The 14056-nt window shown below is 60.5% G+C and carries 11 protein-coding genes; 8 read left to right on the plus strand and 3 right to left on the minus strand.

Translation table 11 applies throughout. From position 1 onward, the window contains the following. Positions 1 to 10: 10 nt before the first annotated feature. The 4 genes from J2W17_RS26015 to J2W17_RS26030 all read left to right on the plus strand — a co-directional run bounded on the left by J2W17_RS26015 (position 11) and on the right by J2W17_RS26030 (position 4955). Positions 11 to 874 carry a LysR family transcriptional regulator gene (locus tag J2W17_RS26015; protein WP_307341469.1) on the plus strand — a complete coding sequence of 288 codons (864 nt, stop codon included), beginning with the start codon at positions 11 to 13 and terminating at the stop codon, positions 872 to 874. Positions 875 to 1096: 222 nt separating this feature from the next. Further along, the gene (locus tag J2W17_RS26020; protein ID WP_307341472.1) at positions 1097 to 2173 is read left to right on the plus strand and encodes a putative 2-aminoethylphosphonate ABC transporter ATP-binding protein; all 1077 of its coding nucleotides are present in this window, start codon (positions 1097 to 1099) and stop codon (positions 2171 to 2173) included. Beyond that, a complete protein-coding gene (locus tag J2W17_RS26025; protein ID WP_307341475.1) occupies positions 2173 to 3897 on the plus strand; it encodes a putative 2-aminoethylphosphonate ABC transporter permease subunit in 1725 nt (574 codons plus the stop codon). The genes J2W17_RS26020 and J2W17_RS26025 overlap by 1 nt, the downstream gene beginning before the upstream one ends. 32 nt (positions 3898 to 3929) lie before the next feature. Further along, positions 3930 to 4955: a putative 2-aminoethylphosphonate ABC transporter substrate-binding protein gene (locus tag J2W17_RS26030; protein WP_307341478.1), complete on the plus strand. Its 1026-nt coding sequence runs from the start codon at positions 3930 to 3932 to the stop codon at positions 4953 to 4955. A gap of 184 nt (positions 4956 to 5139) precedes the next feature. Here the strand turns inward: J2W17_RS26030 and J2W17_RS26035 are convergent, their stop codons facing one another. Together J2W17_RS26035 and J2W17_RS26040 are read right to left on the minus strand one after the other, a co-directional pair. After that, a complete protein-coding gene (locus J2W17_RS26035; protein ID WP_307341481.1) occupies positions 5140 to 6516 on the minus strand; it encodes a GTPase/DUF3482 domain-containing protein in 1377 nt (458 codons plus the stop codon). Beyond that, complete coding sequence (locus tag J2W17_RS26040) at positions 6509 to 7879, minus strand: DUF2868 domain-containing protein (protein WP_307341484.1); 1371 nt, start codon at positions 7877 to 7879, stop codon at positions 6509 to 6511. The genes J2W17_RS26035 and J2W17_RS26040 overlap by 8 nt, the downstream gene beginning before the upstream one ends. 85 nt (positions 7880 to 7964) lie before the next feature. Between J2W17_RS26040 and J2W17_RS26045 the strand changes: the two genes are divergently transcribed. Beyond that, the gene (locus tag J2W17_RS26045; protein ID WP_307341486.1) at positions 7965 to 8477 is read left to right on the plus strand and encodes a dihydrofolate reductase; all 513 of its coding nucleotides are present in this window, start codon (positions 7965 to 7967) and stop codon (positions 8475 to 8477) included. Between the two features lie 113 nt (positions 8478 to 8590). On the opposite strand, the gene J2W17_RS26050 is transcribed toward J2W17_RS26045, so the two are convergent. Further along, on the minus strand, positions 8591 to 9982 hold the full coding sequence (locus J2W17_RS26050; protein WP_307341489.1) for an L-cystine transporter: 1392 nt from the start codon (positions 9980 to 9982) through the stop codon (positions 8591 to 8593). A 255-nt stretch (positions 9983 to 10237) separates the two neighbouring features. On the opposite strand from J2W17_RS26050, the gene J2W17_RS26055 reads away from it, so the two are divergent. From J2W17_RS26055 to J2W17_RS26065, 3 genes are all read left to right on the plus strand, one after another. Beyond that, positions 10238 to 11305 carry a haloacid dehalogenase-like hydrolase gene (locus J2W17_RS26055; protein ID WP_307341492.1) on the plus strand — a complete coding sequence of 356 codons (1068 nt, stop codon included), beginning with the start codon at positions 10238 to 10240 and terminating at the stop codon, positions 11303 to 11305. Positions 11306 to 11950: 645 nt separating this feature from the next. Then, positions 11951 to 13423, plus strand: coding sequence for a DUF2515 family protein (locus J2W17_RS26060; protein ID WP_307341495.1), 1473 nt, complete (start codon positions 11951 to 11953; stop codon positions 13421 to 13423). Then, positions 13420 to 14037, plus strand: a complete 618-nt coding sequence (locus J2W17_RS26065) for a hypothetical protein (protein ID WP_307341498.1) — start codon at positions 13420 to 13422, stop codon at positions 14035 to 14037. The genes J2W17_RS26060 and J2W17_RS26065 overlap by 4 nt, the downstream gene beginning before the upstream one ends. Positions 14038 to 14056: the final 19 nt, after the last annotated feature.

Below are 14056 nucleotides of genomic sequence, written 5' to 3' on the forward strand. Positions count from 1 at the left end.
AGGGAAGGCTGTGCTGAGTGCCGAGCTGAAGGCGTTTTACATGGTTGCCCGTTTGGGCAGCATCACCCTGGCGGCGAAAAAGCTTGGCCTTAGCCAACCTACGGTGACGACCCAGATCCGCAATCTGGAAAGTCAGTACTCGGTGGAACTGTTCTATCGCGGCGGCCGCCGCCTCAGCCTCAGCGATGAAGGCGCGCGGTTGCTGCCGATGGTCAAGGCACTGTTGCAGCAGGAAGCCGACATCGAGTTCTTCCTGCGTAACAGCGGTCAGGTGCAGGGCACGCTGCGCATCGCCGCCACGGCACCGTATTACATCCTCGACCTGGTGAAGACTTTCCGCGAGCGCTTGCCGCAAGTGGAAGTGTCGGTGGAAATCGGCAATTCCCAGCAGGTGCTCGAAGCACTTGAGGATTATCGGGTGGATGTCGCGGCGTCATCGCAGTTGCTCGAGGATGCACGACTGATTCGCCGGGTGCTCGGTAGCGATCCGTTGGTGTTGGCGGTGCATCGTAATCATCCGTTGGCGGTTCATGATCATGTGCCGCTGACGGCGTTGGCCGGGCATACATTGTTGATGCGGGAGTCGGGCTCGACTACCCGACGTCTGACTGAAGAATTGTTGGCCAGCGCAGGAGTGAGTTTCGGGCCGTTGCTGGAGATCGGCAGCCGTGAGTCGATTCGCGAGGCGGTGTTGCGCAACATCGGGATCAGCATCATTGCCCGCCAGGAAGTGCCCCATGATCCGCAGTTGCGGGTATTGACCATCGAGGATGCGCCGCAGATTCCCGAGTATCTGTATTGCCTCAAGGAGCGCAAAGGCGCGCGGTTGCCGGCGGCGTTTTTGGGGTTGGCGCAGGAAATGTCTCCGGTCTGAGTTTTGTGCTTACCGTGCTGACCTCTTCGCTGGCAAGCCAGCTCCTACAAGGGGACGCGATCCCCTGTAGGAGCTGGCTTGCCAGCGAAGGCGCTGGAGCAGACACCACATGACCCGAACCCAAATCCCCGAATACCACTATCAGCCATTTTTGCCTCACTGCCACATGACGTTCGCATTACCTCCCTAGGATGGCCTTCATCTGCTTGATGAGGTCTGTCCATGAACCACTCGATCGCAACTGCCCTGACTAACCCTGGCGCCCCGATGAAAGTGCGCGGCGTGCAGAAGCGTTTCGGCGCTTTTATCGCGCTGGATAACGTTTCCCTCGACGTCGCGGCGGGTGAGCTGGTGTGCCTGCTCGGCCCCTCGGGCTGCGGCAAGACCACCTTGCTGCGCTGCATCGCCGGCCTTGAGCAGCAGGACAGCGGCGAGTTGTATCTCGGTGACCGCGACGTTTCCCGCCTGGCGCCTCAGGCTCGGGACTACGGCATTCTGTTCCAGTCCTACGCGCTGTTTCCCAATCTGACCGTCGAAGCGAACATTGCCTACGGCCTCGCCGGCAGCGGTCGCGATGAAGTGCGCAAGCGTGTCGCCCAGATGCTCGAACTGGTCGGCCTGATCGGCAGTGAGAAAAAGTACCCCGGTCAATTGTCCGGCGGCCAGCAGCAGCGGGTCGCACTGGGCCGGGCTTTGGCGCCGGCACCGTCCCTGTTGTTGCTGGATGAGCCGATGTCGGCATTGGACGCCCGGGTCCGTGAGCACCTTTGCACCGAACTGCGCCAATTGCAGCGCAACCTCGGCATCACCACCCTGATGGTGACCCACAATCAGGACGAAGCCATGCTGATGGCGGACCGCATCGCCGTGATGAACAACGGCAAGGTCGAGCAGTACGCCACGCCGCAGGAAATCTACGACCGCCCGGCGACGCCGTTTGTGGCGGAGTTTGTCGGCCAGGGCAACTGGTTGCCGTTCAGCCGCAGCAGTGACAGCCATGCCCAGGTCGGCGGGTTGAACATGCGCCTGGCTGAAGGCAGCGCAAAAGCCGCCTCGGGTCGTCTGTTCTGCCGCCCGGAAGCGATCAACGTCAACCCGCCGGTGCATGAGGAAAACCTGTTCCCGGCCAAGGTTCGCGAGATCACCTTTCTCGGCAACCGCTGCCGCATGAGCTTCGAACTCGATCAGCTGCCAGGCCACGCCTTGCTGGCGGAACTGGCGCCGCAAGACATGCCGCGTCTCGGCGCACAGCAGATCATGGTCGCCTTGCCTCCGCGCAGCCTGCAGGTGTTTGCCTGATGAGCGCGAACATCGCGCTGCCGATGCCGCACAAACAGGTTCGGCAGGCCTCCCGTGCCGAGATCGGCGACCGGGTGTTCGTCGTGGGCGGCAAAGTCCTGTTGCTGGTGTTGCTCGGCGTTGCGGTGTTGATGCCGTTGCTGGCGATCTTCTGGCGCGGGTTCAGTCCTGAAGCCGGGCAGGGCGGTGGTCTGGTCGCCGCCCGTGAGTTGGTGACCAGCGCCAATTTTCACTGGCTGCTGGGTAATAGCTTGAAGGTTTCCCTCAGCGTCGCGGCAATCGTCGTACCGCTGGCTTACCTGTTTGCCTACGCCTTGCAACGCACATTGATTCCCGGCAAAGGCATCTGGCGCGGCATGTCGTTGTTGCCGTTGATGGCGCCCTCGATGCTGCCGGGGATAGCGCTGGTTTATCTGTTCGGCAACCAGGGCATGCTGCGCGGTTTGCTGTCGGACAACATCTACGGCTTCTGGGGCATTGTGCTGGGCGAGGTGATTTACACCTTCCCCCACGCATTGATGATTTTGCTGTCGGCCCTGTCCCTGGCGGATGCGCGACTGTTCGATGCCGCTTCCAGCATGGGCGCCAGTCCGGCCAAAGCCTTCCGCAGCATCACCTGGCCGGCGACGCGTCAGGCGGTGTTCGCCGCGTTCTGTCTGGTGTTCACCCTGACCATCACCGACTTCGGCGTACCCGTGGTGGTGGGTGGCGACTATCAGGTGCTGGCGCTGGAAGCCTACAAAGCCGTGGTGGGCCAGCAACAATTCGGTCGCGGCGCGTTGATTGGCATGGTGCTGCTGCTGCCGGCGCTGTTCAGCTTCGGGGTCGATGCATGGTTGCGTCGGCGTCATGGCGATTCCATGAGCGGTCGGGCGCAAGTCTTTCAACCTGCCCCGTCGAAACTGCGCGACGGTTGCTACCTGGCCATCGTGGTCCTGATCTGCGCAGTGTTGCTGCTGGTATTCGGCATGGCGGTGTTCTCGTCGCTGGTCAAGTTCTGGCCGTACAACCTGGCGCTGTCGCTCAACCATTACCAGTTCAACGACACGGCCGGCGGCGGCTGGCTGGCCTATGGCAACAGCGTGAAGATGGCGTTGTGCACGGCGTTGATCGGCAGCGTGCTGATCTTCACCGGCGCCTACCTGATGGAAAAAACCAAGGGTCAGCGCGGGCTGAATCTGACATTGCGCATGCTCAGTTTCGTACCGATGGCAGTGCCGGGCCTGGTGCTGGGCCTGGGTTACGTCTTCTTCTTCAACCTCACCGGCAACCCGTTGCATGTGCTCTACGGGACCATGACCCTGCTGGTGGTCTGCACCATCGCGCACTATCTGACCACCGCGCAAATGACCGCCACCACCACGCTACGTCAGCTCGACGCCGAGTTCGAAGCCGCCGCGCTGTCGCTCAAGGCCCCGCTGTATCGCCACTATCTGCGGGTCACGGTGCCGATCTGCCTGCCGGCGCTGCTGGACATCGTGCGCTACCTGTTCGTCTCGGCCATGACCACCGTCTCGGCAGCGATCTTCCTCTACAGCCCGGACACCATCCTTGCGGCGGTGGCGGTGCTGAACATGGACGACGCCGGCAACGTCGGCGGCGCGGCGGCCATGTCGACCCTGATTCTGTTCACCTCGGCGGGCGTTTCCCTGCTGCTGGCCTGGGCTTCGCGCGGTTTGCTGCGCCGCTCCCAGGCCTGGCGGCAGACCGCGCCTGGCCATTGATTCGCACCTTCAACTCATACAGGAATTGCACCATGTTCAAGCCTTTGGCCCTGGCCGCTGCTGTCCTCACCGCTTTCAGCCTGAACGCCGTCGCGGCAACCACCGAGTTGACGGTGTACACCGCCCTCGAAGCCGAACAACTGAAGACCTACAAGCAAGCCTTCGAAAAGGCCAACCCGGACGTCGAGATCAAGTGGGTGCGCGATTCCACCGGCATCATCACCGCCAAGCTGCTGGCTGAAAAAGCCCGCCCGCAGGCTGACGCGGTCTGGGGCCTGGCGGCGTCGAGCCTGGCGATCCTCGATCAGCAAGGCATGCTGCAAAGCTATGCGCCGAAGGACCTGGGCAAGATCGGCGTCAACTACCGCGACGCTGCCAATCCGCCGGCCTGGGTCGGCATGGACGTGTGGGCGGCGACTATTTGTTTCAACACCATCGAAGCCGAGAAGCAGGGTCTGAGCAAACCGGTGAGCTGGCAGGACCTGACCAAACCCGAGTACAAAGGCAAGATCGTCATGCCCAACCCGGCATCGTCCGGCACCGGTTTCCTCGACGTCAGTGCCTGGTTGCAAACCTTCGGTGAGAAACAGGGCTGGCAGTACATGGACGACCTGCACCAGAACATCGGCCAGTACGTTCACTCCGGCTCCAAACCTTGCAAGCTGGCGGCTTCGGGTGAGTTTCCGATCGGCATTTCGTTTGAATACCCGGCTGTGCAGCTCAAGCGCCAGGGCGCGCCGCTGGACATCATCCTGCCGAAAGAGGGCCTGGGCTGGGAGATCGAAGCCACAGCCGTGATCAAGGGTACGCCCCATGAAGAGGCGGCGAAGAAACTGGCGGACTTCTCTGCGAGTTCGGCGGCGATGGAGCTTTATAAAGAAAACTTCGCGGTCCTTGCGCAACCTGGGATTGCCAAGCCGCAGACTGAGTTGCCGGCGGATTATGAGCAGCGTTTGATCAAGAACGACTTTGCGTGGGCGTCGAACAATCGCGACGAAATCCTCACCGAGTGGCGCAAGCGGTATGACGGCAAGTCGGAGAAAGTGGCTGCCAAGTAAGATCTGTATTGGCTGACAGGCCTCTTCGCTGGCAAGCCAGCTCCTACAGGGTTTGTGAATGCCGAGGATTGAGTTGATCCCACAGGAAGGAGGTATTCCTTGCTGCCACAGGGTTGAGGTGCTCTTTGTGGGAGCGGGCTTGCCCGCGATGGGGCCCGCCCAAACACCACAGCTGCTGCGGCGTTTACAACTGCCGCGCCAACACCTCAACCTGCTCCTGCCTTTCCGCCTGATTCAACTTCGCATGCGGATTAAGCGACGACCACAGCGGATGCGCCCGGGCCTTGTTCAAGGCTTCGGGCAACTTGCCTTCGCGCCAGGTCTTGTCCTGTGGGGTGGCGACCTGAATGCTGTCCATCGCCGCATGCCCACGCGCATTCAACGCCTGCAGCAACTGGCGCTGGCGCAACGCCAACAGCCGCAGCACGCTGTCATCGACGGTCAGTTCGCGTTGCCCTTTGATCTTGCCCATTAATCGGCTGCCGTAACTACGGGCAGTTTGCAGGGCGCCGCCGGCAATGGCGCCCGCCAGCGCTGCAGCACCGAGGGTCAGCCCGCCTACCAGCAAGTCGACACCGGCACCTGCCGCCGCGCCGGCCGCGATACCGCCACCGACCCTCACGCCCAGTTGCTTGAGGGTTTCCGGGTTGAACAGATCATCACCCCAGCGGCCGTCGAGCAGCGGCAGATCAGTGGCCGACGCGTCCTGTGGGCGAAAGGCGTAGAGCTTGAGCAGGGCTTCGACGCAACGCTGTTCCCGCTGGCGAACGGCTTTGCGCAGCTCGTCGATGGCTCGCTGTTCCTGCTCGGCGTTGCTGATGACGCTACGTCGGCAGGCGGCGCAATCGATCAATAAATCGGCAATCAATTGCGCAGCGCTCTGCTCACGCGCCTGACGCTGTGCCAGTTGATCGGCGATCAGGCGCTCCAGTTGCTCACGGGAATTTTCCAGCAGCAGCGCGAGGCTTTCATAAAGTCGACGTTCGCCGTCTTCCGGCGGCGCGACGCTGTCGAAACGCACCAGTGCGTGCAAACCCAGGCGGGCCAACGCCTCGCGCCAGTCCGGCTCGCGGTGGTTGGCGCTGCTGACGAAGTTGAGCACCGGCAGCAACGGTTTGCCGCAGCTGGCCAACACGGCCAGTTCATCGCGGTACTTGGACAGCACCGGCTCGCGGGCGTCGATCACATAGAGGCCGGCGTCGCACGTCAGCAATTGCCGTAGCACCTTGGCTTCCTGTTCGAAACGCTGCCGGGCTTCGCTGCCTTCTAGGAATCGTGCCAGGCGTGCCGGGCCGTCGAGGCGTTCGCCGGGGCGCTCCAGGCGTTCGAGGTAGTCGAGCAGGGCGATGGCGTCTTCCAGCCCCGGTGTATCGAACAGGTCGAGCAAGGGTTCGCCGTCCACCGACAACCGTGCGCCTTCAACGTGGCGCGTGGTACTGGGTCGATGGGAGACCTCGCCGAAACCGACATCCCGGGTCAGGGTACGTAGCAGCGACGTTTTACCGACGTTGGTGTGGCCGACCACGGCGAGTTTCAACGGCGGTTTCCAGGGATTAGTCATGGCCGGTCTCCAGCCAGCTCAATGGCGCGCTGTCGGCGAATGGCAGTTCCAGCTGTTGCAGCGCCACGTGCCAGTCGCCGAGGCGCGCGGCATCCAGCGCTTCGCCGGGCGGCGCTTGCAGCAGCCAGATGCGGGTCGCGGTGGCGCTGCGCGCCAGTTCGGCGATCAGCGTCAGGCTGCCGCGATCCGGTGAACGTCGTGGATCGCAAGCGATGGCCAAGCGAGCCGGAGGGAAGCGGCTCAGTTGTTCGAGAAGTTTGTTGCGCGACTCGCGGCTGTCGAGGATGCCCGCGTTGTTCACGGTTTTGGGCAACTTCGGTGGCCACGGGCGTTGGTCATCCAGCTCGATGGCGACCAGCAGCGCGCCATCGCTAGGCAGGTCGCTGACGCCGTTTTCGATAGGGTGCAGTTGCTCGGGCGCGGCATCGCTGATCCCCAGGCGTTCGCTGGTCGGCATCAACCGCTCGCGCAGTTGGGCGTAGCCGGGCATGTTCAAATCCAGATGCAATCTTGCCTGGCCGGTTTTCCAGCGCCACCGGCAGAACAACGCCAGAAGCAGACGCGGTAATACACCGTAGACCAGCAACACGCCGACCAGCCAGGCGGCCCAGGCCTGGCGCGCACTTTCGATATTCAACGCGGCATCGCCACTGGCGCGGATCATTTCCACGGTGGGCACGCTGAAACCGAGTAGCGCCGGCAGGGCGCCGAGGGCCTGGGTCATGGCGACGAAAGTCTCGCCGCCGAGGATAGTGGTTTCCCAGACGAAGCCGTAACGCCGGGTCGCCATCAGCATCAGCACAATCACCAAGGCGCTGAGCATCGCCAATAACCACAAGCCGTTGACCAGCACGCCAAGCACCCAGCGATTGAGTTTGTGTCGTTGCAGTAACAGCAGCAGGGCCGGCGCCAGTTGCGCCGCCTTGGCATCGCGAGCGAGTTTTTCACTGAGCCACAGCCACAAGCGTCCCAGTGTTGCGCCGTGTTCACCGGCAAACACCAGGCCCAGCGCCCAGCTCAGCAACAGAATCAGGTTCAGCCCGAGCAGGCTGCCCAGGGCCCAAAACACATTCACCGGAGCCTGCCCGTCACCCAGCGCCGCGAATGCCAGGCCTGCGCCGCTGATTACGGCCAGCACCGCCATGACGATCAGCGCCAGCCGTGCCCCTTGCAGCCAATGTTGGAGGGCAGTGGTCAGCCCGTCACGCTCGGCCAGCCACAGGGCCCGGCGTTGAATCCGGGCCGACAGGTCACCGCCCGCGGTACGGGCCAGTCGATTGGCTTCCAGATCATCCAGGGGGCCGGCGTGTTCTTCACGCAGGCGAATGGTTTCCGTCAGCCAGAGGGTATTCAGTTCAGTCACGCGCCATCCCGTCGCTCAATTGAGTCGTGAGCATAACCGCTGTGACGCTTATCGGGGTACGGGAGGCTCTGGTATCCTCGCCGGCATGACTAAATCACTTCCCCTCAGCCTGATTGCAGCCCTCGGTGAAAACCGCGTGATCGGCGTCGACAACAGCATGCCCTGGCACTTGCCGGGGGACTTCAAATACTTCAAGGCCACCACCCTTGGCAAGCCGATCATCATGGGTCGCAAGACCTGGGATTCCCTCGGTCGCCCGCTGCCGGGCCGGTTGAACATCGTGGTCAGCCGTCAGGCGGACCTGGTGCTGGAAGGCGCCGAGGTGTATCCGTCGCTGGAGGCGGCCATTGTTCGCGCGCAAGCATGGGCGAACGAGCAGGGCGTCGATGAGGTGATGTTGATTGGTGGAGCGCAGTTGTATGCGCAAGGGTTGGATCAGGCGGATCGCTTGTACCTGACGCGTGTTGCGCTGAGCCCGGAAGGGGATGCATGGTTTCCGGAGTTTGATTTGGGGCAATGGAAATTGGTGTCGAATGTGCCAAACCCGGCGGAAGGGGATAAGCCGGCGTACAGCTTCGAGGTTTGGGAAAAGGCTTAAAAGCTTCGCTGGCAAGCCAGCTCCTACAGGGTGTGTATTGATCACGGATTTTGCGAACGACACAACCCTTGTAGGAGCTGGCTTGCCAGCGAAAGCGGTCTGACTGGCGCCAATCAAGCGTGAGCCAACTCTCCATGCTCATCCGCACCCAGCAACGCTTTATCCGTCTGTTGCATCACCTGACTGGTAATCGCCCCCGACGCAATCGACCCGCTGACGTTCAGCGCCGTACGCCCCATGTCAATCAGCGGCTCGACCGAAATCAGCAGCGCCACCAGTGACACCGGCAACCCCATCGCCGGCAACACGATCAACGCGGCAAACGTCGCGCCCCCGCCAACGCCAGCCACACCCGCCGAACTCAGCGTGACAATCGCCACCAGGGTCGCGATCCAAAGCGGATCCAACGGGTCGATGCCCACGGTCGGCGCTACCATCACCGCCAACATAGCCGGGTACAGACCAGCACAGCCATTCTGGCCAATGGTTGCGCCGAACGAGGCGGCGAAACTGGCGATCGACTGAGGAATGCCCAAGCGGCTGGTCTGGGCTTCGATGCTCAGCGGAATGGTCGCGGCACTCGAACGGCTGGTGAAGGCAAACGTCAGCACCGGCCAGATCTTGCGGAAGAAGCGCAGCGGATTGATTCCGGCGGCCGATACCAGCAGGCCATGCACCACAAACATCAGTCCCAGGCCGATGTAGGACACCACCACGAAGCTGCCGAGCTTGATGATGTCCTGCAGGTTGGAACCGGCGACCACCTTGGTCATCAGCGCCAATACACCGTACGGCGTCAATTTCATCACCAGGCGCACCAGGCGCATCACCCAGGCTTGCAGGGTGTCGATGGCGTTGATCACTTTTTGACCTTTCTCGACATCATCCTTCAGCAGTTGCAGCGCCGCGACCCCTAGGAATGCAGCAAAGATCACCACGCTGATGATCGAAGTCGGCTTGGCCCGCGCCAGGTCGGCGAACGGGTTTTGCGGGATGAACGACAGCAACAGCTGCGGCACATTCAGGTCCGCGACCTTGCCGGCATAGTCGGTCTGGATCGTTTGCAGCCGGGCTATTTCCTGAGTGCCGGCCACCAGGCCTTCGGCGGTCAGGCCGAAGAGGTTGGTCAAGCCGATACCGATCAGCGCGGCGATGGCCGTGGTGAACAACAGCGTGCCGATGGTCAGGAAACTGATTTTGCCCAGCGCCGAAGCGTTGTGCAGACGGGCTACGGCACTGAGGATCGAGGCGAACACCAGCGGGATCACGATCATTTGCAGCAACTGCACATAACCGTTGCCCACCAGGTCGAACCAGCTGATCGAAGCCTTCAGCACCGGATTTCCGGCACCATACACCGTGTGCAACGCCACACCAAACGCCACGCCCAGCACCAGGGCAAGCAGGACTTTTTTCGCCAGGCTCCAGGTGGTGTGGCGGGTTTGTGCGAGACCGAAAAGTAACGCGAGGAATACCAGCAGATTGAGGATCAGCGGCAGATTCATGAGAACTCCGAAAGTGACTTGTGCCAGCCACCTTCCGGGGCAGCTGCGAACCGGCAAGCCTAACAGCTTGATATCTAATGAATTAATATCAAAAAAGTCTGAATACTGTCGTTTTTGGAATAAGAAGGCGTCGCTGTCAGGAATGCAGCTGACGTAATAGAGACGCGGGCGGTCGCAGGCAGGCGAGGACTGTCACAGCAATTTGTTAGCGTCGATGTCTTTAAATCAGGGTCTTTTCAATAAGGAAGCATGCCGATGAATTTCGCACCGAAATTTCTCTCTGCCGCACTGGGATTGGGTCTAAGTCTGGGCCTCGTCGGCCAGGCACTCGCCACGGATTTGAAGCATTGGCCGGTCGATCAGGCCAAGGCGCTGGACGCGATGATTGCCGCCAACGCCAACAAGGGTAACTACGCGGTATTCGACATGGACAACACCAGTTACCGTTACGACCTCGAAGAGTCGTTGCTGCCGTTCATGGAAAACAAGGGCCTGATCACCCGCGACAAACTCGATCCCTCCCTGAAACTGATTCCGTTCAAAGACACGGCCGAGCACAAGGAAAGTCTGTTCAGCTACTACTATCGCCTCTGCGAACTCGACGACATGGTCTGCTATCCATGGGTCGCCCAGGTGTTCTCCGGCTTCACGCTCAAGGAGCTCAAGGGCTATGTCGACGAGCTGATGGCGTCCGGCAAACCGGTGCCGAGTACCTATTACGAAGGCGACGTGGTCAAGACCATCGACGTCAACCCGCCGAAGATTTTCACCGGTCAGCAAGAGCTCTACACCAAACTGATGGAGAACGGCATCGAGGTCTACGTGATGACCGCCGCCTCCGAAGAGCTGGTGCGCATGGTCGCCTCGGACCCGCAGTACGGCTACAACGTCAAGCCACAGAACGTGATCGGCGTGACCCTGCTGCTCAAGGACCCCGCGTCCGGGGAGCTGACCACGGCCCGCAAGCAGATCACCGCCGGCAAGTATGACGAGCAGGCCAACCTCGGCCTCGAACTGACGCCCTACCTGTGGACCCCGGCGACCTGGATGGCCGGCAAGCAGGCAGCGATCCTGACCTACATCGATGAGTGGAAAAAGCCGGTGCTGGTGGGCGGCGATACCCCGAGCAGCGACGGTTATATGCTGTTCCACAGTGTTGACGTGGCCAAGGGTGGCATCCACTTGTGGGTCAACCGCAAGGACAAGTACATGACCCAGATCCAAGGCATGATGGCCAAGAACGCCGCAGCCCAGGCCAAGGAAGGGCTGCCGGTGACCGCGGACAAGAATTGGGTGATCGTGACGCCGCAAGAAATCCAGTAAGGGTTTGGATTCACTGTAGGAGCGAGCCTGCTCGCGATGGTAGTTAACGATGACGCGTACTGTCTGGTTTAACGCGGTGTCCTTACGTTCATCGTCGGAACGCCGCCCGGAGCAAGCTCGCTCCTACAGTTGATCCCGGTTATTCACACATAGCAGTTCACTGAAGACCCATTGTGGGAGATTCTATGGTTGAGGGGAAGCCTTCAACCGGCTTTAGGTTGGTATTCGCTCTCTCCTTTCAGTAGAGCGAATACTATCCGAGCAAGCTTGCGAGCCAGTATCACCAGGCGCTGGATAACCTCGACCCGCAGGATTAATACAAAAGATCGTCAGAGACGATGCTCACTGTAGGAGCGAGCCTGCTCGCGATGGATGTCAATGATGACGCGGGCAGTCTGAATGCCCGCATTGTCTGGAAGTCCATCGTCGGAACGCCGCCCGGAGCAAGCTCGCCCCTACAAGAGATAGACGCAAAAAAATGCCCCGCACGTGGCGGGGCATTCCCTCGCTTCATCGCCAGCATACCGACGGGCATCCAGCCTCATATTCAGAAATGCCCTACATCAATCAAAGAAGCATCTGATTTTTCCTCCACTTCGCCTCTTCTAACTTGCGTCCTTTCGCTCTGAAAAGGACATATTTCGCATGAAGCGCTACAACATCACCGTCGGGGCCAAAACCACCGTCGACGGCACGGTCGTCAGCGGTTGGCATCGCGGCAACATCAATGGCCAGGCCATGGCCCGCGAAGGCGATGAGGTCACATGCCCTGAATGCGACAGCACCGGGACAATCGTCTGCGTCGGCCCACGCCTGTCGGAGGATTGGGAAGGACGCAAGCCCGCGCTGGATGGCGACCTGTGCAAGTGCAAGTGCGATCCATCGCCCAAGTTGATCGCCAATCAGACCATCAGGAGCCAACAGATCGACGTTGGCAGCGTCGCGCCGGCTGCCCGAGCCACCGTTCAACCCGCGTCGCCGGCCCCAGCGCGACAACCGGCAGCCGAGCCGCGCCCCTCCAACTTCACATCGCCCCCGAGCCCGATAACGAGCTATAGCGACTTGCCAGGGCTGGTCTGCCAGAACCTGTGGCGTGGATACCAACAAAGAGCAGAGGCTGTCGTGGCGCCGGGCGGCGTTCTGATCGCAGACCCCAAGGCGCGTAATCGCGCGATCAATGCGGCCTACGCCAGTATGTGGCTTGAAGACCAGCGCTTCCAATGGGCCGGTCTCGCGGCCTTCGCCTCCAAGCAAGTGGGTTGTGGATTGCTGCATGCTGCTGATTCGATCGACAAGATCGATGCGGAAAAGGAGGCAAAACAACGGCGGGTGGAGGCGCACAGGAGAAAGCCCGCTGGCTTGTTCGGCTGGTTCAGCAAGAGTGAAAGGCAGGCGGCAGCAAGCGAACTTGAGCAGGCTGAACGGGATTACGAGCAAGCCCGCCGCAACAATCCGACGTGGTGGCTCGACGCGCGGAGCCCGAACGAACCGTTGTCACTCGTGCAGAAACAACTCCTGTTTGTTTACGACATGCTGGCGCTGGGCAATACCACGCTGTTTCTGGATGTCTTTCCGCTACATGCTTTTTACAAGGAGCGTGGGTTGCAGGCGCTCAAGACTTGTCTGGAATCACGTCAAAAAATTTATGGTCATGATCAGTATCCGGTCCTGTGGCCGATTGAACAGGAAAAGTTGAAGTTCGGCTATGACTACAAGGAAATCCTGCAAGCTTTCCAAGCCATTGAGGTTGGTAATATCGCCGAAAGTGTTGTGCATCTGGCTTGGCATGAACAGCAAAACATCCTGCAACCGGTGATGTACAGCGACGAACAACTGGTAACTCTACTGCGCAGAAATCAGTTCGCTTTTGTCACGGGCATTCCACCTGGTGCTGCAGCCGCCGTCGAACTTACCTTGGCCAGCCAGTGCCATCCCAGCGAAGACGGTCGCACCGTGGGTTTCAGCAGTGAGAATTTCGCCAATTTGGCCGATATTGATCAGCGCATGTCGTTTGTGCTTAAGGCCGCGTCGCAGTTTGATCAGCTACTGCGGCGTTCTGATCGCCATCTAATCGAAGAGGCGATCCTGGACATTGCCGCAGGTCGAGGTGTGCGATGACTTTGCGGCGACGCGTTGGTTGGCGACGTGGGATTTTGTTATTCGCCGGCGCAGCCCTGTTGATCTTCTCGATGGTTCGAGCGCTTTCGAGCGAACCTGAGATTGCGCTGATGATTGGCGAGCCTTGGGAAGCGATGCGACAGCGCTCGAGCGCTGTGATCGATCCGGTCATTCCCGGCCATTTTTGGGGAAGATTACCAAAGTCGGATTCTCGTCTTCGTTTCCTGGAGCCGCAATACGGATTTGTGACTCCGTTAGCTCGCTTTTTTACGGTTAGTTTCGATAGTGACGGGTTAGTCAGCAGTCTCCGTATGTCCCCACAGATCGAGCCTCTCCTGCTCGACGACACGCTCAAGGTTCTGTTGGATCTGCAGGACCAATGGCGCCAAGGGGGCTGGACGCCCATCCGGCTCAATGACTTTCCGTCGTTCGCTGACACCCCTCAATGGCGCGCACGATTACGAGACGTGAACATTGGCGGCACTGCTTACTGGCGAGCTGACGACAAGTATCAGGTAATGCTGGGAGTTAATCGCTTCAGGGACGATAAGCGTCCCACAGAAGAGCGTTACCTCATTACGTTGCAACTTGCCACTCCATGGGGAAGTCCATGAGACTGCGTTTCGAGAAAAG

Origin of the sequence: Pseudomonas lini, from assembly GCF_030812475.1 — a bacterium.
GTDB lineage: Bacteria > Pseudomonadota > Gammaproteobacteria > Pseudomonadales > Pseudomonadaceae > Aquipseudomonas > Aquipseudomonas lini_A.

What these genes read in the sequence shown, in the direction of transcription:
- J2W17_RS26035 (WP_307341481.1), bottom strand. Translation starts at nt 6,516, where the DNA reads ATGACTAATCCCTGGAAACCGCCGTTGAAACTCGCCGTGGTCGGCCAC.
- J2W17_RS26030 (WP_307341478.1), top strand. Translation starts at nt 3,930, where the DNA reads ATGTTCAAGCCTTTGGCCCTGGCCGCTGCTGTCCTCACCGCTTTCAGC.
- J2W17_RS26045 (WP_307341486.1), top strand. Translation starts at nt 7,965, where the DNA reads ATGACTAAATCACTTCCCCTCAGCCTGATTGCAGCCCTCGGTGAAAAC.
- J2W17_RS26050 (WP_307341489.1), bottom strand. Translation starts at nt 9,982, where the DNA reads ATGAATCTGCCGCTGATCCTCAATCTGCTGGTATTCCTCGCGTTACTT.
- J2W17_RS26055 (WP_307341492.1), top strand. Translation starts at nt 10,238, where the DNA reads ATGAATTTCGCACCGAAATTTCTCTCTGCCGCACTGGGATTGGGTCTA.
- J2W17_RS26025 (WP_307341475.1), top strand. Translation starts at nt 2,173, where the DNA reads ATGAGCGCGAACATCGCGCTGCCGATGCCGCACAAACAGGTTCGGCAG.
- J2W17_RS26020 (WP_307341472.1), top strand. Translation starts at nt 1,097, where the DNA reads ATGAACCACTCGATCGCAACTGCCCTGACTAACCCTGGCGCCCCGATG.
- J2W17_RS26065 (WP_307341498.1), top strand. Translation starts at nt 13,420, where the DNA reads ATGACTTTGCGGCGACGCGTTGGTTGGCGACGTGGGATTTTGTTATTC.
- J2W17_RS26060 (WP_307341495.1), top strand. Translation starts at nt 11,951, where the DNA reads ATGAAGCGCTACAACATCACCGTCGGGGCCAAAACCACCGTCGACGGC.